This window comes from Dyadobacter sp. HNCC25DJ186 (assembly GCF_056895235.1).
The window spans coordinates 1013426-1033655 of sequence record NZ_JBXHAS010000002.1 but is presented as its reverse complement, the minus strand read 5'-3'; the positions used below and the strand labels follow the sequence as shown (position 1 = coordinate 1033655).

Annotated in this window: 15 protein-coding genes; 1 reads left to right on the top strand and 14 read right to left on the bottom strand. The window is 43.5% G+C overall.

Annotated features, from left to right (window positions below):
- Positions 1–76: 76 nt before the first annotated feature.
- From AC1XUO_RS09255 to AC1XUO_RS09190, 14 genes are all read right to left on the bottom strand, one after another.
- Positions 77–1033 (bottom strand): dihydrodipicolinate synthase family protein, encoded by a 957-nt coding sequence (locus AC1XUO_RS09255; protein ID WP_483329490.1) that lies wholly within the window; start codon positions 1031–1033, stop codon positions 77–79.
- Positions 1030–1971 (bottom strand): DMT family transporter, encoded by a 942-nt coding sequence (locus AC1XUO_RS09250; RefSeq protein ID WP_483329489.1) that lies wholly within the window; start codon positions 1969–1971, stop codon positions 1030–1032. Before AC1XUO_RS09250 ends, AC1XUO_RS09255 begins: the two co-directional genes overlap by 4 nt.
- Positions 1968–3101, bottom strand: a complete 1134-nt coding sequence (locus tag AC1XUO_RS09245) for a mandelate racemase/muconate lactonizing enzyme family protein (RefSeq protein WP_483329488.1) — start codon at positions 3099–3101, stop codon at positions 1968–1970. Before AC1XUO_RS09245 ends, AC1XUO_RS09250 begins: the two co-directional genes overlap by 4 nt.
- A 1-nt stretch (position 3102) precedes the next feature.
- Complete coding sequence (locus AC1XUO_RS09240; RefSeq protein WP_483329487.1) at positions 3103–4077, bottom strand: 3-hydroxyacyl-CoA dehydrogenase family protein; 975 nt, start codon at positions 4075–4077, stop codon at positions 3103–3105.
- 23 nt (positions 4078–4100) lie between these two features.
- Complete coding sequence (locus tag AC1XUO_RS09235; protein ID WP_483329486.1) at positions 4101–4487, bottom strand: RidA family protein; 387 nt, start codon at positions 4485–4487, stop codon at positions 4101–4103.
- Positions 4484–5278 carry a creatininase family protein gene (locus AC1XUO_RS09230; RefSeq protein ID WP_483329485.1) on the bottom strand — a complete coding sequence of 265 codons (795 nt, stop codon included), beginning with the start codon at positions 5276–5278 and terminating at the stop codon, positions 4484–4486. Before AC1XUO_RS09230 ends, AC1XUO_RS09235 begins: the two co-directional genes overlap by 4 nt.
- 173 nt (positions 5279–5451) lie before the next feature.
- Positions 5452–7524, bottom strand: a complete 2073-nt coding sequence (locus AC1XUO_RS09225; protein ID WP_483329484.1) for a family 20 glycosylhydrolase — start codon at positions 7522–7524, stop codon at positions 5452–5454.
- A 38-nt stretch (positions 7525–7562) separates the two neighbouring features.
- Positions 7563–9458, bottom strand: a complete 1896-nt coding sequence (locus AC1XUO_RS09220; RefSeq protein ID WP_483329483.1) for a heparinase II/III domain-containing protein — start codon at positions 9456–9458, stop codon at positions 7563–7565.
- Between the two features lie 73 nt (positions 9459–9531).
- Positions 9532–11118, bottom strand: coding sequence for a SusD/RagB family nutrient-binding outer membrane lipoprotein (locus AC1XUO_RS09215; RefSeq protein WP_483329482.1), 1587 nt, complete (start codon positions 11116–11118; stop codon positions 9532–9534).
- A gap of 17 nt (positions 11119–11135) precedes the next feature.
- Positions 11136–14336 carry a SusC/RagA family TonB-linked outer membrane protein gene (locus AC1XUO_RS09210; protein WP_483329481.1) on the bottom strand — a complete coding sequence of 1067 codons (3201 nt, stop codon included), beginning with the start codon at positions 14334–14336 and terminating at the stop codon, positions 11136–11138.
- Between the two features lie 451 nt (positions 14337–14787).
- Positions 14788–15426 (bottom strand): GntR family transcriptional regulator, encoded by a 639-nt coding sequence (locus tag AC1XUO_RS09205; RefSeq protein ID WP_483329480.1) that lies wholly within the window; start codon positions 15424–15426, stop codon positions 14788–14790.
- A 546-nt stretch (positions 15427–15972) separates the two neighbouring features.
- Entirely contained in the window at positions 15973–16617 is a 645-nt protein-coding gene (locus AC1XUO_RS09200) for a DUF2306 domain-containing protein (RefSeq protein WP_483329479.1), read from the bottom strand.
- A gap of 270 nt (positions 16618–16887) precedes the next feature.
- The gene (locus tag AC1XUO_RS09195; RefSeq protein WP_483329478.1) at positions 16888–17619 is read right to left on the bottom strand and encodes a LytR/AlgR family response regulator transcription factor; all 732 of its coding nucleotides are present in this window, start codon (positions 17617–17619) and stop codon (positions 16888–16890) included.
- Positions 17594–19108: a sensor histidine kinase gene (locus tag AC1XUO_RS09190; RefSeq protein WP_483329477.1), complete on the bottom strand. Its 1515-nt coding sequence runs from the start codon at positions 19106–19108 to the stop codon at positions 17594–17596. Before AC1XUO_RS09190 ends, AC1XUO_RS09195 begins: the two co-directional genes overlap by 26 nt.
- A 199-nt stretch (positions 19109–19307) precedes the next feature.
- Between AC1XUO_RS09190 and AC1XUO_RS09185 the strand changes: the two genes are divergently transcribed.
- Positions 19308–20207: an ABC transporter ATP-binding protein gene (locus AC1XUO_RS09185; RefSeq protein WP_483329476.1), complete on the top strand. Its 900-nt coding sequence runs from the start codon at positions 19308–19310 to the stop codon at positions 20205–20207.
- The last annotated feature ends 23 nt before the right edge of the window (positions 20208–20230 follow it).

Sequence of the window (20230 nt, the reverse complement as noted above, 5' to 3'; positions counted from 1 at the left end):
GGTTACAGAAAGCTTGGTTGAAGTCAGGTAGATAAATCACCACTGCATTACCAAAAAGTAAGACAGAACTGATTTTTTACTTGCTCAAATTCGCTTCCAGCGGCGTAAGTCCATACTTTTCATCGTGCAACAAATCAATGATATTCTGATTTAGTTCTTTGATATAACTGATCGATGAAGCGTCCGGAATATAAGCGGCTTTACGAGCTATACTGTTGGAAAGTACGCCTCGGGCTATCAGTAATTCTTTTTCTGCATAATGGAAAAGCTCCATGTTTTGTAAAGAGAAAAAAATCTGAGGCATCACTTTTTCAAAAAGATCGAAAGCTTTCTTATGCTCACCTGCTTTCCTTAGATCAAATACTTTTTGAAGAATGTCCGCAACTGCCAAACCTGGCATGACGCCACGTATACCGATTGGAATTAATTCGAGCATATAAAGACCACCCCAGCCTTCAAACAGGCCTATTTTGTCATCAGTGGTTTTGATAATATCATCAAATTTTGGTGCACAAAGTGGTTCTTCCAGTTTTAGATATTTGAAATTCGGATTTTCATCCATCAGGTTTTTAATAAAACTTACACTGATCGAGGAGCCCCCGGGATTGAAATCCTGGATCAGGACCGGCGTATTGGGAACGGCTTGTAGAAATTCCGAAAGATATTCTTTCAAAGAATTTTCAGGAAGTGCAAATATCCGAGGAACAGCGAGTGAGATCACATCGGCGCCTGCCTTAACATTCGCCTGAGCCAGCCGGATCGCGATTTTTAATGACGGATGATTGGACTGAGCTACAATTTTTATTCTTCCTGCTGCATGATCAACAGCAACTTTCACGACCCGGAGTTTTTCCTCATCGGTCAATTTGTAAAATTCGCTTGCATAGGCCGGAAGGCAAACCGCCTTGATTCCTCCGGCTATGGCAAAGTCGATCAGATCACGAAGCGCGTTTTCATCAATGTCTTCGTTTTCGGTAAAGGGGGTCGGAATAATAGGAACTACGCCGAAGAGTTCGTCTGCGATATTGCTCATAATGATTTGATGGATTGATTAGCTTTTGCGAGATTTTTTTGCTGTGTTTTTGAATCTACGATGGTTAATATTAGTGTTGAGGCAAGTACCAGAAGTCCGCCGATGATCGCTTGTGTTTTTAAAGTTTCACCCAAAACAAAGGCAGCGATGGGCAGTCCCATCAGTGTGATGAGATAATTGGAAAGTGCAACCTGGGTTGCGTCCAGATTTTTAAGTGCTTTAAAGAAAAGTAACATGGAAATGAAATTATGAAAAAGCGTAAGTGCGATCATACCCGTCCAGGTTTGTGCTGTGTACTGCGGGATTTTGAAGAACATTTCAGGTTCGTAATACCAGACCAGCGGCGCCAGAAATATCACCAGGAAAAGATAGGTGTAAAACAGTATTTCCATTTCGGTGAATTTGTCGGATATTTTTTTGCAGCCAACGTTGTAATAACCGTTTCCGATAATGGCCAGAACTATTAAAATGTTTCCCCAGGCATATTGTGAGCTAAAATCCAGTTTTTTAAGATCGTCGGTTGAGCATAAAACCACCCCGATAATCGCAATGCCGAAACTTATCCAGCGGGCGCGGTTCATTTTTTCTTTTAAGATTAAAAATGCAAAAACAGCAGTTATTACGGGTAAGGCTAAAACCAGAATTGCGGAATTGCTCGCCAGCGAATATTGCGTTCCATACGTCATAAAAACCTGTGAAGGAAATGCACCTAAAGCTGCCAGCTGGATAAAAATGAGCAGATCTTTAAGTTTGCGGTTTCCTTTCCTGAAATCCTTTACAACAAAAGGAAATAGGAAAATGGTTGCCAGCAGCATCGGTGCCCAAACGGTGAAGTAGGGGCCGACCTGATCCTGTGTTAGTTTAATGCAAGTAAAGTGAAAGGACCAGATCAAATTGCAGACAAAAAGAATGATCCACGACAAAACTGATTTGCTCATACTGTTTTTTCTATAAACCGGTTTGTCCTATATTTTTCGATGGCTTCTGTATCCAGTTCAATGCCGAGCCCCGGGCCGGTGGGTACTGTCGCCGAGCCATTTTCAAAGTGAATCGGATTTACAATGAGATCGTCCACACGTACCAGTTCTCCAAAAATGTCTGACGGAATGGTACAGTTGATACTGGCCGCGGCAATATGTAATCCCATGGTTTCAGAAATTCCCAGATCTACTTCTGAGCCACGCCAGCAGGCTTTTCCTTCCAAATGCGCAATTTCTGCCAGCAAAACCGAGTTGTAAGCGGAGCCGTTGAAATTATATCCATCCGCCGCGTCTGCTCTCACAAAAGTGATCATGTCACGAATATCCTGGGTGTAGGGTAGTGAAATATGTCGGTATAAAGGCATTTTTAGCTTTTCTTGAAGGGTTTTAAAGCCTTGTACATCCGCGTGTAAAATGGGATCTTCAAGTCCCAGCATTATATTTCTGTCTACACCTTCCATCAGTTTTAGCGTCGTGTCGACATCATCCCAACGTTGGTTTGGATCAAGCAAGACCTTGATTCCGTCTCCGCATTTTTTGTGGATTTCTTCGGTCCAAAGCCTAACGGCATCTTCGTCAGAACATTTGAATTTGAAAACTTTATGACCTTTTTGCATGGCTTCGAAGGCTTTTTGAGCAGCATCTTCGGGCGTTCTGCGGCCCGTCCAGCCCATACAATCGATTGTATCGCGGTATTTGCCACCTAGTAATTGATAAACCGGGACGTTCAGTAATTTTCCGGCCAGATCCAGAATTGCGGATTCAAATGCTTCATAGATACGCTGGTCGGAAACGGGTAATCTGCGCCAGTTCATTTTCAAAAGATCCTGACCTAAAAATACATCGATTGCTGCTTCCAAAAGTTCTTTGGAAGCACTTCTGTATGTTTCGCCAATGCCGGTCAGACCATTTTTAAGGGTGATTTCAAGAATCCATTTGGGTTGATTGGCAAATTCTGTCCAGCTTTCTCCGGTCATAAATTTTTTGGCAAAGGCGGTATCCTTATCTAAAACCTGTTCAGAATTCAGGCTTCCCGCTTTGGCCGGAACGATGACTTCGGTTGCTTTTATTGCTGTGATCGTCGTCATATCAATGTGCTGTGGTTTTTAAATTTTCACCAATATTTTGAGGGTATTTTTCGGCAAGCTTTCTAATATCGTAGCTGAATTCAGTAAAAAGTTTTTCCCATTGCGCGGCAGTCTCAGGTGTGTAAGGGTAAAATCCTTTGGCATTACTAACACCTTTTGCACCATCTGCTACTAGGTTTTTCATCATATCCGGCGCTATGGCTGTATTGGAAAGTTCAGGGAAAAGATCCTGCATCACCGTCAGATAAGCCGGAATTCCTGTAAGGTCCATGAAGCGGAATGGGCCTGCAAAAGTGATCCAGTAACCCAAATCATTTCTTAGGGAACGGTCCACATCTTCAACCGTTGCGTAGCCGTTTTCCACCAGATTGAAAGCTTCCCGAAGCATGGCATACATGATGCGGTTGGTGATAAATCCGCGGATATCTTTTCGTAAAAGGGAGGGTTCTTTTCCCCAGCTTTCGGCCAGTGTAATGATCTTTTCCGCATATATAATATCAGAATCTTTACCGCAGATCACTTCCATAAAACGGGTAATATGAGCAGGTTCAGCCCAATGAATGCCTAAAAGGCGCAGAGGATTTTTAAGCCCCTGCTGTAAAACGGATACGGGAATTGCCGAGGTATTGCTTCCAATAATGGCAGTTTCGGAAATTACAGTTTCCAGCGCTTGATATACTTTTTTCTTTTCTTCAACACTTTCTGTAATGGATTCCATAATTACTTCATGATCCGCCAAATCCTGTACCTGATCAGTAATAATTAACATTTCAATAACTGCCTGCGGACTTTCAGAAAGTAATCCTTCCTCTTTGAGCTCAATAAGAAAATTTAATATTCTTTCCCTCGCTCCGGGAGCTTCTGTAATATCTTTTACCAGCGAAGTCACCTCATGGCCGGCCGCCAGAATACAGGTTGTGATACTGCTTCCCATTAATCCAAGTCCGACTGTTCCAATCCTTATTTTTTTCGTCATTATGATCTTGTCAAAGAAGAGGATTACTGTGTTTTTATTCTGGCAATGGCGTCGATTTCTACCTTAATTCCGTCGCCCAAAACAGATTGTACCGTCGTTCTGGCAGGTTTGATTCCTGGGAAAAATGAGGCGTAAACCGTATTGTACCGGTCGAATTCGTTAATATCACTTAGATGCGCGCTGCATTTTACAATATCGTCCATGCTGCCGCCGGCCGCCTCCACGATCTTTTTTATGTGGTTTAAGGTATTTGCCGTTTCTTCTTCGATGGTCCCGTGGATCACCGCGCCGGTGGCAAGATCCACCGAACCCTGGCCGCTAATAAATAACCAGCCATCGATCAAAACGCCGGCGGAATAAGCGCCGGTACTGACTTTTTTATCGGGGTGTTCTATTTCAATTTTGCTCATGATGGTTTGGAAAGATCTTTTGATAAAGGCCAGTTTTTAAAAGCCCGAAGAAAATCGGTTACTGAGGCAGCCGCATTTTCAAGCAGGTGTTTTCCCTTTTCGGCAGTGGCCAGCTGCGGCTCTCCGCTGCTTCCGTTTGACGAAATGAATTGTGTTTGTTTAAAAAGTGTAACGCCTCGGTTCGGCTCATCGTCTTCCCAGGGAATATAGCCATTGCTTTCCGGACGAGCAGGCCTTTCTGCTTTTTCCATCCACACTTTTTCAGGAAAAATATGAAGCATCATGCTGGTCTCATACTCGCAGGCATGGCTCAGCGCAGGGCTTTCCATGGGCGCTTGTCCGGCAAATATCTTACCAGCCGTTTCCCAGTAGGTGACCAGAGCGATGTTGGGTGATAAATCCGCATCATATTTATTTCCTAAAACAGCCAGCGCCTGTTTTACGGGCGTCACATTTCCGCCATGACCATTGAGCAAAACGATTTTTCTAAAACCATTTTTCAGCATGGATTCGACCAGTTCTACGATTACGATTGTATAGGTATTGATCGTCAAGCTCATCGTTCCACCAAAAGACAGGTGATGATGACTTGAACCATAGGCAAGGGTTGGGCACAGCAAAATGTCATCTTTCAGGTACTGTTCCACTTTCTGTGCGATCCAGGTTACAAGATCAGTATCCGTTGAAACACCCAGATGTGGACCATGCTGTTCGATGGCTGCAATCGGCAGAACAATGACCTTGTCTGTAAGCTGATTGATTTGCGGATAGCTTAAATCTGAAAACTTCATAGTGGACGAAAACGATTACAAATACTTTTTTCTAAGATTTAGTATGCTGTCTGAGATTCACCTAAAATAATAATCAAGTTCCAATTATTGTTTACAAAAATATGTATATTTTGTAAACAATAAAATAGTTTTCGGATTTAATTTTAAATCAAATAAACCAGCCGGTACAGTTCCTAAAAATCGGGTTTAAATAATTCCTCGAAAGACTTCTTCGCGACGTGATCGGGGTTATTTTGTATCCGGTAATCATTTACTTTCAAATGCAGTTTTTGCCAAAATGCGTGCTCTACATCAAACCGGCCCAGAATTGTATTGAGCCTGTACGGTTGATATTCTGAATTCCATGCCTGCTCATAAGCAGATTTTAAGGATCCGTTTTCATCCATCATGTCGACGAGCAGTCCGTGACATAAGTAAGTGATATCATAAACAACAAAATCATTTTTCTTCTTGTTAAGCATGGAATTATTCCAGCGGTCGCATACAGTTTTTGCCCACAGAAAACGCGTGGCGCTGTAATGCATTAACCTGGTTGAAACCAAAAGGGAATTAATAAAATGAACATCATCTTTATCACATTTTCCCAAAGCGGCGATGAGTGCTGATTGTGCGTCTTCGCTGTTTTTTCTGGCATTTTTAAAATCGGGCAGATGTTTTTCTGTATTGGATAAATAATACGGTAAGAACGGATTTGACCAGCTTTCGATAATCGTACCTCTGGGCATTCCGTTAGTGTTCTTGCCCAGGCACTTATCCAGATCTTCATTCGATTTTTGAAGAGATTCAAATGCTGATTTCATTTCTTGTGCCACTTTTGGAAATGTCAGTGAAGCGTAATCCGAGGCAAATTTCTTCTTATCAGCACTGGTTCCCTGCCAGGCTCCAATACCTCCGTAGGCCATAAAAAGCCAGGACGGGCGCACAAAAGGTTCGACTGGATCTGTCCAGACCGAATTGATAAAACCAAGCGTTTTATTTTTGATCCCGGCCTTCAAACATAAGTCAATGTTGGTGTAAGTATAGTCTGCATCCGGATAAATGTGCCCCCAGCCAGATACGGCGGGTTGGATCAGGAATTTTCTTTTTTCGGCCAAAACAGGATTGAGGTAGCGGTTAATCTCAACCGTATCAGGTTTGTATTCCCAGATGACAGGAATTACATCTTCTGGTATTTTTTTAATGATTTCGGGATAATAATTATTCATATCCGTCCAGGTCAGAACTGTTTTTCCGTATTTTTTTAATTCAGACTGAACAAAACCTAACTGCTGAATCCAGAGTTTTTCTGAACTTATTTTGATATCACCATCGTCGGCAATACGCTTGGTTTCCCAGGTTTCATCAAAACCGACATGAATGAATGGACTTTTGAAAAGCTGGGTATACTGAGCGATCCAGTTGGTTAATAGCTCGTTGACTTTCGGGTTTCGGGGATCAAGCTCATGTCCGTAATGCCCGATGGAAAGATCTGCGTATTTTTCATTTCTTAGCAATTCATGCAAATGTCCGTATAGATTTAAAAATGGAATAACGTCGATATGCCGCTGTTTTCCGTAGGCAATTATTTCAGATACGTCTTTTTTGGAATAACCCGTTTTGTATCCAAGTGAAGGAAAACCATCCAGATCAATGCTTACTTCGTTGTAAAAATAATATTGATTCGTTTTCCATTTTGCCAGAAAATCAATCTGTTTTTTGATCTCATCAACGGTCAATAAACCACCATGGGCAAAATCTATCATGATGCCGCGGTAAGCAATTTTGGGTTTGTCTTTTATGGTAATGAAAGGAAGCGTCGCGTTTTTGCCAAAACCCTGTACGAGCTGACGAATGGTTTGAACAGCATAAAACAGGCCCGTGGATGTACTGGCCTCCACCTGGATTTTTCCGGAACTGATCATGAGCTGATACCATTCTCTATCACTGTTGCCGTTCATCTCATTTACCTCCGGAAGTTCGTGTCCGGATTCTTTGATTTTGTAGTGAAAAGTCGCCAGGGAGGAAGTCGGGGCTGTTTTTGGATATTTTCCCGTTCGTTCATGGATGATTGATTTAAGCTCGTTCACAGCGAACGAAATATCTTCCGTTGCATTTTTGGGAACAAACAGCGAAATATTTTCGAGTAAAAATGATCCCTCACTTACCCTGACCAAATCTGGTTTGGGCAGGAGTAAGGGTTCTTTCTGCGCAAACGCGCTAAGGTTGATAAGAAAGAAAATCCAGGTTTGTGATGCTAATTTTTTCATTCTGAAATATTTACAAAATCGTTTTAACGGGCCTTTGCTTATCGGGGCCAGTTTTGCAAGGGGGGTAATGGTTTTATTGCTTTCATCCGGGCATTTTCCGGAATCAGAAATACCTGGAAAGTTTGTTTTTTACCAGCCGGAATTAGGGTTTCAAAACCGATGAGTGTTGTACCCGGATTTGGATCATCATAATCATGGGGTGGATTTGTTGTCCACGTTTTTATGGAAATTTCGGGGGAATTTGGAATACTAATGGTCAGTTTTTTGCCATGCTGTGTCAATTCTGCCTGATTACCATTTAACCTGACTTCCGCCGAAATGAGCATTGACCAGCGTACTTTAGTTTCCTGATCCAGGTTTTCGATTTCATCGGTGACCACTACATAATGGTTGTCCATTAACGCAATGCCACGTTCGGCTTTTTTGATCTGACCTTTATAAATGGATGAAAGATCGGTGATCGCATTTAAAAATTTTGGATTTCCGGAATGATTTGTCAGCGGGGCATAACCATTCACGCGTTGAAGAGAGTCATTAATTGTTAAGGTGTTATGCGAGAAGTTGTTATATCTGAATATTTCCCAGCGCTGACCATTTTGTTTATTCGCCCAAAGGTCAATATTTTTCAATTCCAACGCTGTATATTCCTGAAAGCCAAAATCTTTTGCCCACCGGACTCCGTCGGCTTCCAAAACAAAAGAACCTGCGTCCATATGTCCATGGGTAACGAATGGCGAGCCGCCTTTCAAGCCAATAAAAACCGCATTTGGATCCGTCCAGGATGAGCGGATCAGGGCCACCGGATTTTTTCCCGCACCGGTCCAGATTTTATTTTTTGGAGGATTAATGTTTTTAATATCAATGTTTTTTCCCCATATCAACAAGGCTGGAAGGAGCCGGTCAGTATTATTGGACAGGTTTTCTTTGGTTAAAAATTTACGTTCGTTCCAAAGTAGCGATGGGTCATTCAATTTTGCGGCAAACCAAAACATGGCCGGTTGTAAAGTGGACACATCTGAGGCGTCTGAATAGTTGAAATTTTTGCCGGTTGGACCAATCATATTTTGAAGATAAGCGGCTGTTTTCAAAAATCCGGGCGTTTTATTTAACCCGAAATCGGTATTGAAAATCTTTTCAATTGCACTCAAAAACATGACATTAAAAGTAGTGCCATAACCCCAGTAAGTATAACCTTCAGCAAATGCGCCGTCCGGTGCATTGTCTTTCATTGCAATTTGAATACTGGCGATGGATCGATTAATCACTTTTTCAGCTAGTTTGGGATCGTCTTCATAGATGGCCAAAGCGCCAAAGGAAATGCCCGCATTGCAGACCTGATTCCAGTTATTGGTCACAGAAAGCCATTTGCGGTAATTTGGATAGGCCGGATCAAATGAGGTCGCTATTCCTTTTTTTAGAATGGCCTGTTTGAGAATATTTCGGGATGTTTCAGACAGATCGTAATAAAGCCAGTCGTAGCCGATGGCTACGGCCATTGTCATTTCTGCAACGTCAAGATAATGGTCAGGATTCCAGTCTCTGAAATTGGAGACGGCTAACAATTCCTGTTCGGCTCTGATAAGATATTTTCGCTCATGTGTCATCCGCCAGGCATAACTCAAATGAAAAACCCGGCTAAGACATTCTCTTGATTTGGCAAGCAGTCTTACACCAAAAAGAATTCTTTCTACGGGTTTAGTCATCAGCATGCTGTCGCATTTCTGCAAAATTTCATCACGAACTCCCTGTAATATACGTTGAGTGGAGATTGCTTTTTTTATATTATTTTCTTCTCCGGCCAATAACAAAAGACGGGGATGATCCGGAATAGGCGCAGAGGGATTGATAAATTTCAGCGAGTTTATGTGATGAGTTTGCGCACAGACTGCTGAACAGGTAATCATCAAAAAGAAAAGTAATCCGGTATGCCGCATATTACTATTTTTATAATTTGAAATCTAATTGATCAACAGCACTTTAGTATAAGTGCTGTTGATCAATTAAATACTAATTTTTATCCCACCATAAAGGCGTGGCTGCATTGTCCGGGCCGCTGAGCATTTTAACCGCTTTGGCAACTTCGGCTGCATTGGTCTGTTTTTCTGTGTCCAGAAACGGAATGCGGCGAATTCTTTTACCCTCCGGCAGATCCGCGTTCTCGCTGTGAACGACTGTATATAACTCAGGAAGTCCTGACCGGCGTACTTCCGCCCATCCTTCCATACCGTCCGGGAAAAGCGCGAGCCACTTTTGCTGTGCTACCTGCTTGCGCTGCATGTCGGCTGATGCAGCCCATTTTGCAGGATAATTGTTAACAGGTGGAGAACTTTGTCCGTCCTGAGGTGCAATCGGTACAGCGGGGTTGGCTATGTATTTGGCGATTGCGGCCTGGTCTGTAATTCCCCATTGCGCCATCGACATTTTAATTCCCGTCTCATAAAGATTTTGTGCGTTATCGCCCATGTTCCATCCGTTCAATGCGCCTTCAGCTCTCAGAAAATATGCCTCCGCAGCATGCATAATGTTTTGTGGTACTGCAAAATTGGCCGTGAAATTGCCATTACCAACGTTTGTCGCCCAGCGGGAACCGAGGTTCGAATTGAATTTCCTTGAATTGATATCCATTTGTTTCTCAACCACCAGTAAACCGTTTCTTACGCCGTCATATTTTCCTGTAAATGTTGCGGGCTGGAAATAAATTGGCATGCGCGGATCCTCATAACCCTTCATGATGGATTCCATAGAAGAGCTCATTCTGAGTTCGTCCCAGGCCACAATCTGCGAAAGACCGTTTCTCTCAGCATAAACCGAAGTTGATTTTGGCATGTACGCATCATCTGTAATTGCAGTCATTACGCCTGCTGCAACGGCAGCCTCTGCTTGCTGTTTTGCCACTGTAGGGTTCACTTTTGAAATGCGCAATGCCAGGCGCAGACGTAAGGTGTTTGCGAATTTTGCCCATGCCGCCGGAGACTGATTGCCTTTTGCGCTGTACACCAGGTCAAATTTGTCGTAAGGCGTTGCTGTTCCAGCTGCTTTCAAAACCGTTGAAGCGGCGTCCAGTTTCTTGAAAAAATCATAATATATGGAATCCTGTGGCGTAAATGCAACTGCGTCTTTTCCGTTTGCTGCATCGAAGTATGGAACCGGTCCGAAATAGTCTGTTACGCGGTGGAACATCCAGACCCACCATACTTTTGCGATCGCATTTTCAGCCAGTTTCTCATCCGTTTTCTCCATGATGGTTTTCAGCTGTGGTGCTGCCGAAATGTAAACCGGATTCCAGGCGGCCGGCATCCATTCCTGCTTGATCACGTAACGGTCTGTCGGGAACGACATTGCAGCCTGCGAGTAAAACTGAGAGTAGACGCCAGCAACCGTTCCTTCACCAATTTCAAAATCACTGGGACCCAGTGTGGTAGTCATCAGCGCATTGGCAAACATGTAAGGATATTCTGTGGCACCTACCGAGCCCAGCTTGGTATTGTCCGTATTGATCGAATCGAAGTCGTTTGTGCAACCAGCCAGCCCGATTATGATCAGCAGCACTGATGCAAGCGATATATTTTGATATTTTTTAAATTTGTAATGCATGACGATCATTGATTTAATTAAAATGAAAGTTTAAGATTCAATCCCATGCTCCGGGTCGAAGGCAGGTTATTATACTCGATACCCTGGTAGTTGCTATTGCCAATGCTGACCTCAGGATCAAAGTCAATTTTTCGTTTGCCAATCCCGGGAATATTCAGAATCGCATTTCCCCTGTAAATGAAGAACAGGTTACGTGCTACGAATGAAATCTTTGCCGTCTTGATAAACTTGGGAAGTCCCTTTAACTCATAACCGAACGTCAGCTCGCGCACACGTACGGCTGTGGCGTCGTATGTGAAAAACTCGGCCCATGAGTAATTGTTCTGCGAAACAGTTGTCCAGAATTTTTCCGCGTTTATGGCCTTGGTATTAGCAGTTCCTTCCACAGTCACACCTGGTAAAACCCATGAAGCTGCATCTCGGTACTGCGTCGTGTAATCGGCATTTCCGAAATATGCGTTCTGTGCTGCGGTTCCGGAAGTAACAATTCCACCAAATTTACCATCGATCAACAGACCGAGCGTGAAGTTTTTATAACTGAAATTGTTGCTGAAACCAGCCGTGTATTTCGGGTTGTAATTTCCTACTCTTTCTATGGCGTCAGTCTTAACCGGAACACCGTTTGCATCGATCAGATATTGTCCGTTGACCTGTTTCCATTTATATCCGTACATATCCCCGTAGCTTTTACCCTCCACAACCAGTGGCGTAGCTGTACGGACATTGGTGCCTGAGCCCAGGTAAACGCGCGGAACCCTTGGATCCAGTTCAATAACCTTATTGCGGTTAAGCGCATAGTTCAGCCCCATATTCCAGGTGAAATTATTTCCCTGCAGAATTTTGGCGGACAGCACGATTTCAATCCCGGTATTCTGAATATTTCCGGCGTTGAAATACCGTGATGCATAACCAGAGGAGGCTGGTGCGCTCACCGTTAGCAGCTGATTTTTAGAATTTGTTTTATAGTAAGTAACATCTATTCCAAACCGGTTTTCTATGAATCGCCAGTCAGTGCCGAATTCCAGCGATTTTGTTAGTTCGGGTTTCAGGTTGCCGATAGATTTCGTAGGGCTGCTTGAAACGAAGCCTCCGAATGTTCCACGGCTATATGTATACGTCTGGTTAATAAGGTACGGATCTGCGTCATTACCCACTTTTGTCAGCGATGCCCTAACTTTTGCCAGACTTATCCAATTCGGTAAATGAATCATTTCCGACAAGATTCCTGAAAGGCCAACGGATGGATAAAAATAGGAGTAAGGCTCAGGAAGCGTGCTGGACCAGTCGTTTCGGGCTGTAAGGTCCAGAAACAAATAATCTTTGAATGCGAACTGCGCCGTTCCGTAAACGGAATGAAGATCTCTTTTGCTGGTTGCCGAAGTCACGCCGAGATTGGTTGCAAAGCCAAGATCGAATTTGTTTGGAATGCCCAGCCCGTCTGCGTAATTCACTCTTCTTCTCAGACTTCTCAATAACATCGACCCGCCGACGTTGTAATTGATCTTGAAATCCTTTGTGATATTGTTGGTGCCGTTAAGCAGCACATCTATATTCCGTTCCGTAACCAAAGCGTTTTCCTCGGCATAATAACCTCCCGGAAGCCGGGCGTAATTAGCCGTGTTGTTTGCGTAACTGTGCGTATTGAAGTCATTGTAGCTGTCTGAACTGATGCGTCCCTGAAGATTAAGCCAGTCGGTGAACTTGTATTTGAGGGCAACCAGTGAGGTAACCCGGCTCCTGTTTTCCCGGTGTTTGGTATTGTAAATGGTCCAGTACGGATTCATGTAAACCGGGTCGGGATTGGTCCAGTAACGCTGCGTTTCAATACCGGTAGAGCTAACTGTCTTATAGTCTTTCAGGTCTTCCAGATTTACCGACCGTGGGATGTGCGCCAGGTTGGCGACCACAAATCCGTCTCCGCCGACTCCTGGCTTGTTCTTGATGGTCTGGAGCGTATAGGTAATTTTCGCATCAACAGATAATTTACTTGTTAAATTGATACCGATCCTGCCGTTGAAGGTATTTCTCGTCAGGCTGTTTGTAGGGACAATGCCGTTTGCGTTGTTGTTGGCATAGGAGAAATAGGTAGTCATTTTTTCGGTACCGCCGCTCACGCCGATTGCGTTGTTGGTTGAAATACCCGTCCTGTAAAAATCGGACTGATTGTTTGGAAAAGCCTGCAACGGGCCGCTTTTTCCTGCCCAGTCTGTCACGGTTTGCCCGGTGATGGCAGCGCCCCAGCTGCCGGTTCCCAAAGCTGAGTAGATTCCACCCGCGCCCTGGCTGTACTGGTTTTGCAGTGCAGGTGTTGTAAAGGCTTTATCGAAAGAAACGCCGGAGTTTACGTTCACACTCAGACCGCCACTTTTACCTCTTTTAGTCGTGATCATCATGACGCCGTTTGCGGCGCGACTTCCGTATAAGGCAGCTCCTGCCGCACCTTTGAGAATGTTAATCGACTCAATATCATCCGGATTGATGTTGGCTACACCATCGCTTCCGCTTGTTCCCCGGTTGTCGTCTCCGGAGTCATTTCTTACCTGGCCTGAAATCGTCGAGTTGTCTATCGGAACACCGTCCACCACAATCAGCGCGTTGTTGGTGCCCTGTATGGAGCGGTTACCCCTCAAAATAATTCTAGTGGCACTACCTGGTCCGCTTGACGATGGTGTGATCGTGAGACCGGCAACTTTACCAGACAAAGTATTGGTGAAATTCGCATCGCGGACTTCGTTAATCTGCTCATTTCCAATTTTTTGTGTAGCATATGTCAGTGTTTTCGCCGACCGTTCAATACCGAGCGCAGTAACGACGACCTCCTTTAGGCCCAGACTTTCGTCCATAAGTTTAATGTCATCGATGTTCGTTCTGTTTCCTATTTCTATTTCTTGGGATTTCATACCAATGTAGGAGACAACCAGCGTATTCGCTTCGGCTGGGACAGCTATGGCGAACTTTCCTGCTTCATCAGTAATGACGCCAATCGTAGATTGTTTTACAATAATGGATGCGCCGGGAACCGGAGCCCCTTTCTGGTCAGATACTTTACCCGTTATTTTTTTGACCTGTTGTCCGATTGCAACGTTGACGAAACCAGTCGCGAGGATAATCAGCAGGCACAAGCCTGCATAATACCCCGGCGCGCGGTTAAAGAAAAAGGTTTTGACTAATGAGGCTTTCAGTAAAGATGCCTTCACTGGTGTTAGAATTTTTTTCATAATCTAAGTTTTCTACTCATGGATTTTGGGTGGAAATAGAATTCATTGGGAACTTCATTGTGCTACTAAAATTTGGAAGCAATCTTTGGCCGCTGGTGCGTGGCTCAGGTGGCGTCGTTGGTATTTCTCATAAACGTTTCAGATTTAGGTGGGCTAGAATAATATTAATTCATTTAGTAAACCAAGCGCAATGGATTCTGGAAAGAACGTTGAGTTTCAAAATTGTTTACAAATATATTTTTATTTTGTTTACAAAAAAAGCAAAATATTGTTTTTTTTAAATTGAATTTGGAAATACAAATCATGGTAATCGGCGAACTCGGCGATCTTTTGTTTTGGCAGGAAGCCTTGTAGAATTGTAGTTATGTTGTGCAGTAATGCGATCTGTAAAAAAAACGCCTTCGCCGTATATTTTGGCGAAGGCGTATGCACGTATCCGTATGTTGTGTGGTTATAATAGATCGAGAGATGCAACCTCTCCACGTATCAAATGTTTGGAAAGTGCTTCTTCTGCGGCTTTGGTGTCCTGTTGCTTGATTGCATTCAATATGGATCGGTGCTCCTGGTCTGTCAGCTCATAGTCGTCCATGTGTGTTTGGGTTTTGCCGAGTTTCTGGTGGAACAATGGGATATTACTAGCTCGGTAAAGATGAATAAGTTTCTCGTTACCAGAGCTTTCTATCAAAATTTCGTGAAATTTCACGTCGGCCTCACAGGCGCCGCCAAAATATCCGCGTTCTACCATGGAAGTGAAGTCGTCGCAAATGTGCTCCAGTTCCCTGATGTATTCGGGATTGTTTTTTTGTATGGATAGCCTTACAGCGCCGAGTTCGAGTATTTCGCGAAGTTCGCGAATCTGGCGGCTGTCTTCAATGGTCAGGCTTTTTACAAAGAAGCCGCCTTTTTCTCCCTGTACGATCAGCTGTTCGCCAAGCAGGCGGGTGAGCGCTTCACGCAGCGCCATTCTGTTCACTTCCAGCTTTTTCGACCATTCGTCTTCTTTAAGCCGAGTCCCGGATAGTAGTTGACTGGAAAGAATTTTGCTTCTTAGTTCGTTATATGCTTTAATTGCTAAAGATTCTTCTTTCATTTTATGTAAACATATTAGTTGTATTTTTGTTAACCGTTGTATTGCAAATGTAGGCAATAATTGTTTACAAACGACCGGCTAATAATTCTGATTAGTTCGTCGCTTGAAGTTTGTCTTTGAATTTTCTTTGGACAGGTCGCCAGAGAAAAAGATCAGCTTTTGTTTGATACCATTATTTTTAATGTAAACGGGATTGATTATGAAAGGTGAATTGTGGGACCTATGCAAATGATTTGGCAAATGTAAATAGGAGCAAATATATCGGGCTTGAAGTCTTCAGGTAGGTGTCGATTTTTGATTCCCTTGTATCAATAATGCCTTATTAATGAGGTTTTATGATTCTTGACATGCGGCATGCAACAACCTCCGGGCTTCACCTGAGTAGTGCCACCTTATTTTACTTTGAAAGATTCACGGATTTATTTTATTTCCATGAACCGTCTGAAAAGCAAGGAACATTTGCAGGCAATACTCTACCAGTCCATGATAAGGTCTATTCGGTCATATCCCCCAACTGTTTTGGTAATTCTTGTGTCCGAAATTGCCTCATACCACCTGGTTCGCAGATTTATTCCTATTTCGGGTTAATATATACGGAACCAAAATATTCGGTACCCAGCACAGCCATGCCACGACAACATATGCTTTGATAAAATCACCATAAATGAAAATCAGCAAGGGCAGCCAGATGCGTAGTGTTACGGCAGCAAAACATGCTGCGTAACTGTAAATCATGAATTGCTGATGCTGGATAACCCGCCCCTTTACAATGCTGGTGTATCCCATCAGCGTGCTGGTAAACCAGACAATGGCAAGGCACAGAAACCCCGTAGCAGCGATCACGCCGCCTTCTGCATGAAGGGCCAGATACGCCCCGGAAACTGAGCTGCAAAGAGCAAGTAACAGGTACAGCTTTCCAAGGTTGCGGTGTATGGCAGGAGTGGCTATTCTGATCCTTTGATAAAACTGAGCCCAGCCGAGCAGCAGGGCCAGCCCGCCGGCAGTAATGTGCGTGTAGAAAGCTGAGCTCCAAAGTACGCTTGCCAATAAGGCACTGTTTTTATTGCCCAATAGTCCAAAGTTATCCTGGAAAAAATAGAAAAGTGGATAAAGCCCGACGAATGTAGCTAGTATGGCAAGCACAGTCTTTAAGATTTTATTGCGTAGTGAAGAAGTAGATTTATGTGGCATGGATACAGTTTTTGTATATGACGCTTTTGTGGGTAGTTTGGTTGCATCTTTCAGAAAGATGGTGAATTCGAAACCATTTACTACTGCAATTCAGTTTAAACTGACCATTCTATTTCGACACAATTGACCAGGATATAACCTTTGATCGCAGGAACTTAGTTGCAAGACCAGGAAACAAAGACGTTGATCTTTTTGTCACGGAATAAGTTCAATAGACCTGGATAAGTGTATTAAATTGTTATCATTTGCAGGTAACCGGGTAGAGTCAGTTCACGAAGTTAATAATGAGCCATTAGAGAGCAGTTGCCGGTAATTTTTGCCTATCGGTAACTTGCTTCCATTTTTTAGGAATACAACATTTCCTTCAATATAATGGATGAACTTTTTGTTTAGAATAAACGATTTGTGTATTCGAACGAAAGATTCAGACTGCAAATTTTCTTCAAAGCTGATCATAGTACGTGGTGTAAGTAGAAAGTTTTGCTCACCCCAGACCTTCACATAATTACCTAAACCTTCGAAATAGTAGATTTCATCAAGCAGTACTTTCACCATTCTTTTATCAGACTTAACGTAGATGAAGTTGGGCTGGGTATGTACTTTCAAATCATCTTTTGGTTCGGAGATCGTGATCTTCATACGAAGATTAAACTGTGTCCTTGCTCTATTTACGGCTTTCAGGAAGCGGTCAAAACGAAACGGTTTTAGCAGGTAATCACATACTTCCAGCTCGAAGCTTTCCAGTGCGTGCTGCTCATAGGCGGAAGTCACGATAATTAGTGGGCGTTGCTGTAATGTCCGGATAAAGTCCAGTCCGCTAAGTTTAGGCATACGTATATCCAGGAAAATCAAATCCACTGTCTGATTACTTAAAAATACCAATGCATCGGTGGCGCGGTAACACTGCCCCGCGTTTTCGAGAAACGGGACATCCGCCATGTACGTAAGGACCACTTCATGCGCAAGTGGTTCATCATCAATGATCAGGCACCGCATATTCATAGTTTTCTAATTCCAGTTCCACCTTAAATTTACTCTTTTCCTTTTCAATTTTAAGATTGTATTTGCCTGGGTATAATAAATGTATCCGTTTTCTCAGGTTATTCAAACCAATACCTAAGGGATTTTCCGATACCAGTTCAAACGAGTTCTGACAGGTGAAGTATAGTTTTCTTCGGTCCGTTTTCAAGGTGATATGCAAAAATGCATCGCCACTAGCAGGTTCAATACCATGCTTAAATGCGTTTTCGATCAATACGACAAGAAGCAGCGGGGCGATGTTGAAGTTTTCATCTGCCATATCCACATCAAAACGCAGGTCAAATTTTTCTTTCAGACGGATCGATTGCAACTGCAGATAATCTTGCAAATACTTCACTTCTTCAATGATCCGAACTGAGGGCTCTGTCGCTTTATAGATTACATAACGCATCAGGTCCGCTAATTGAAGTATTACTTCTGGCGTTTCACTGGATTTTTGAAGACTTAATGCATACAAATTGTTCAGGGTATTAAAGAAAAAATGGGGGTTCAGTTGCTGTTTTAACAAGTTCAATTCGGCCTGTGATTTTTCTTTTTCTAATAAAACAATGCGTGTATTCTGTTTTGACCATTGTGCGGCCAGAAGTACAGGTAAACTAATCAGCAAAATAATGATTGCGCCAAATGCATTCTCCCAGACAAACGGATTTTGCGAGAAAATGCCACCTAATTGTTTGCTGAACGGTAAAAGAGAAAGCAGCTGCCCCATGACCGGATAGAAGAAGCCTACCACGGCTAAGGCACTAAGAAAATATAAGACGGTACCTTTTTCTTTCAGCACTTTGGAAACCAGAATTCTGCTGTTGATCAGAAAGAAAAAATAGCCACATAGATACATCAAAAGCAATTGAACCGCATAAATCAAAAAAGTATCAAATCTGTAAAAGATCTTCGAAAGGTTGAATTCAAACCCGATCAACAATTGATTTTTGGTATCATAAAGCGGATTGTCCAGACTTGATACCGCCATGGACGACAGGGTCATCGCTATGAGCATGATGGAGATAAGAATGGCCTTTTCCAGGCTCATCCGCTGCACCCATTTTGCATTAAAAACCTGCTTATCCCAATACGTATTGGCTACCAGGATTACCTTCAGACCCAGCGAGCAAACAGCACCCTGCAGCACAATCTCCCATGTGTTGGTCTTCTGATCGAGTATAAGGCTGCTGCCCAGTGCTAGCAATGGAAGGTAAATTCCATAGCATGCAATGTCGTAGCTTCGGTACTTGTGCGGAGCAAGCGATTTCTTCCAGCTCTCTTTTTTCCATGCAAATGCCAGGACAGGGAACTGCGAAATGCAAAGCGCGCTTGCTGAGGACAAGTATGTTTCCCAGCTGCCGGCGGCATTAAGTGCCTCAATAATGGCGATCCAGAATAATAGGCCGAGATAAAGCCAAAAGTCCAGCCTACCCGGATAAAACCTGTCTTTTTGAATCCATTTAATCATAGACATCAAAGAAACCGCAGATTCTGCTTCTTGGCAAAAAAGAATGATGAACGCGCCCTTTTTCGTGACATTGGTTTAAAATAAGCTTTCAACACGGTATACCAGAGGTTTATCCTTAAAAGCTCAGCCCATATCATCTATTTTTCGTTGCCAGACAGGTATTGCACAGTTTTGGGCTCTTATCTCAAACTGTAATCGAATGCAACGACTTAAAATCGACCACCTTTTCAAAACTTATGCCAATGGTGTCAAGGCGCTGGACGACGTTTCCCTGGAAATCGGGAATGGGATGTTCGGGTTACTCGGGCCAAATGGCGCGGGCAAATCTTCCCTGATGAAAATACTGGCCACGTTACTTCAGCCGGATAGCGGAAATGTTTTTTTTGATGAAACTGATATCGGACAGAATCCGCATTTTCTAAGGAGCCGGCTTGGGTATCTACCACAGGATTTCGGCGTTTATCCCAAAATTTCGGCAACAGAATTGTTGGAACATCTGGCTGTTTTGAAGGGTATCACAAATAGAGCCGACCGCAAGCAACAGGTAGCTGCACTTTTGCAGCAAACGAATCTGTATGAAAACCGAAAACAGGTGGTCAGCACTTTCTCCGGCGGAATGCGGCAGCGGTTTGGCATTGCGCAGGCATTGCTGGGCAACCCGCAACTGATCATTGCGGATGAACCCACAGCTGGGCTTGATCCGCTGGAACGCAACCGGTTTCACGATTTGCTGAGCGAAATAGGGGAGCAGGTGGTTGTTTTATTGTCCACCCACATTGTCGAGGACGTGCATGATCTATGTCCTGAAATGGCGGTGCTCACCGGAGGAAAGCTTGTCCTGAAAGGCAAACCGAGCGCCTTAACCGAAAAACTACGCGGCCGGGTATGGCAGAAAACAGTCAGCAAAGAAGCGTTGGTTGTTTTGCAGGATCATAGGAATGTGATCTCAACGCGGTTCATTGGTGGCAGGACACAGATACATATTCTTTCAGACACCCAGCCCGATAGCGGATTCCGGCTCGTCGACCCTGGTCTGGAAGACGTTTATTTCTCCACGATATTCGGCATGCAGCGGCCGGGAAAGGGACAGTCGATATGATAGTGGCCCTGCTGCGTTTTGAA

Coding starts and splice junctions, on each gene's coding strand:
- AC1XUO_RS09255 (WP_483329490.1), bottom strand. CDS start 1,033: ATGAGCAATATCGCAGACGAACTCTTCGGCGTAGTTCCTATTATTCCG.
- AC1XUO_RS09250 (WP_483329489.1), bottom strand. CDS start 1,971: ATGAGCAAATCAGTTTTGTCGTGGATCATTCTTTTTGTCTGCAATTTG.
- AC1XUO_RS09245 (WP_483329488.1), bottom strand. CDS start 3,101: ATGACGACGATCACAGCAATAAAAGCAACCGAAGTCATCGTTCCGGCC.
- AC1XUO_RS09240 (WP_483329487.1), bottom strand. CDS start 4,077: ATGACGAAAAAAATAAGGATTGGAACAGTCGGACTTGGATTAATGGGA.
- AC1XUO_RS09235 (WP_483329486.1), bottom strand. CDS start 4,487: ATGAGCAAAATTGAAATAGAACACCCCGATAAAAAAGTCAGTACCGGC.
- AC1XUO_RS09230 (WP_483329485.1), bottom strand. CDS start 5,278: ATGAAGTTTTCAGATTTAAGCTATCCGCAAATCAATCAGCTTACAGAC.
- AC1XUO_RS09225 (WP_483329484.1), bottom strand. CDS start 7,524: ATGAAAAAATTAGCATCACAAACCTGGATTTTCTTTCTTATCAACCTT.
- AC1XUO_RS09220 (WP_483329483.1), bottom strand. CDS start 9,458: ATGCGGCATACCGGATTACTTTTCTTTTTGATGATTACCTGTTCAGCA.
- AC1XUO_RS09215 (WP_483329482.1), bottom strand. CDS start 11,118: ATGCATTACAAATTTAAAAAATATCAAAATATATCGCTTGCATCAGTG.
- AC1XUO_RS09210 (WP_483329481.1), bottom strand. CDS start 14,336: ATGAAAAAAATTCTAACACCAGTGAAGGCATCTTTACTGAAAGCCTCA.
- AC1XUO_RS09205 (WP_483329480.1), bottom strand. CDS start 15,426: ATGAAAGAAGAATCTTTAGCAATTAAAGCATATAACGAACTAAGAAGC.
- AC1XUO_RS09200 (WP_483329479.1), bottom strand. CDS start 16,617: ATGCCACATAAATCTACTTCTTCACTACGCAATAAAATCTTAAAGACT.
- AC1XUO_RS09195 (WP_483329478.1), bottom strand. CDS start 17,619: ATGAATATGCGGTGCCTGATCATTGATGATGAACCACTTGCGCATGAA.
- AC1XUO_RS09190 (WP_483329477.1), bottom strand. CDS start 19,108: ATGATTAAATGGATTCAAAAAGACAGGTTTTATCCGGGTAGGCTGGAC.
- AC1XUO_RS09185 (WP_483329476.1), top strand. CDS start 19,308: ATGCAACGACTTAAAATCGACCACCTTTTCAAAACTTATGCCAATGGT.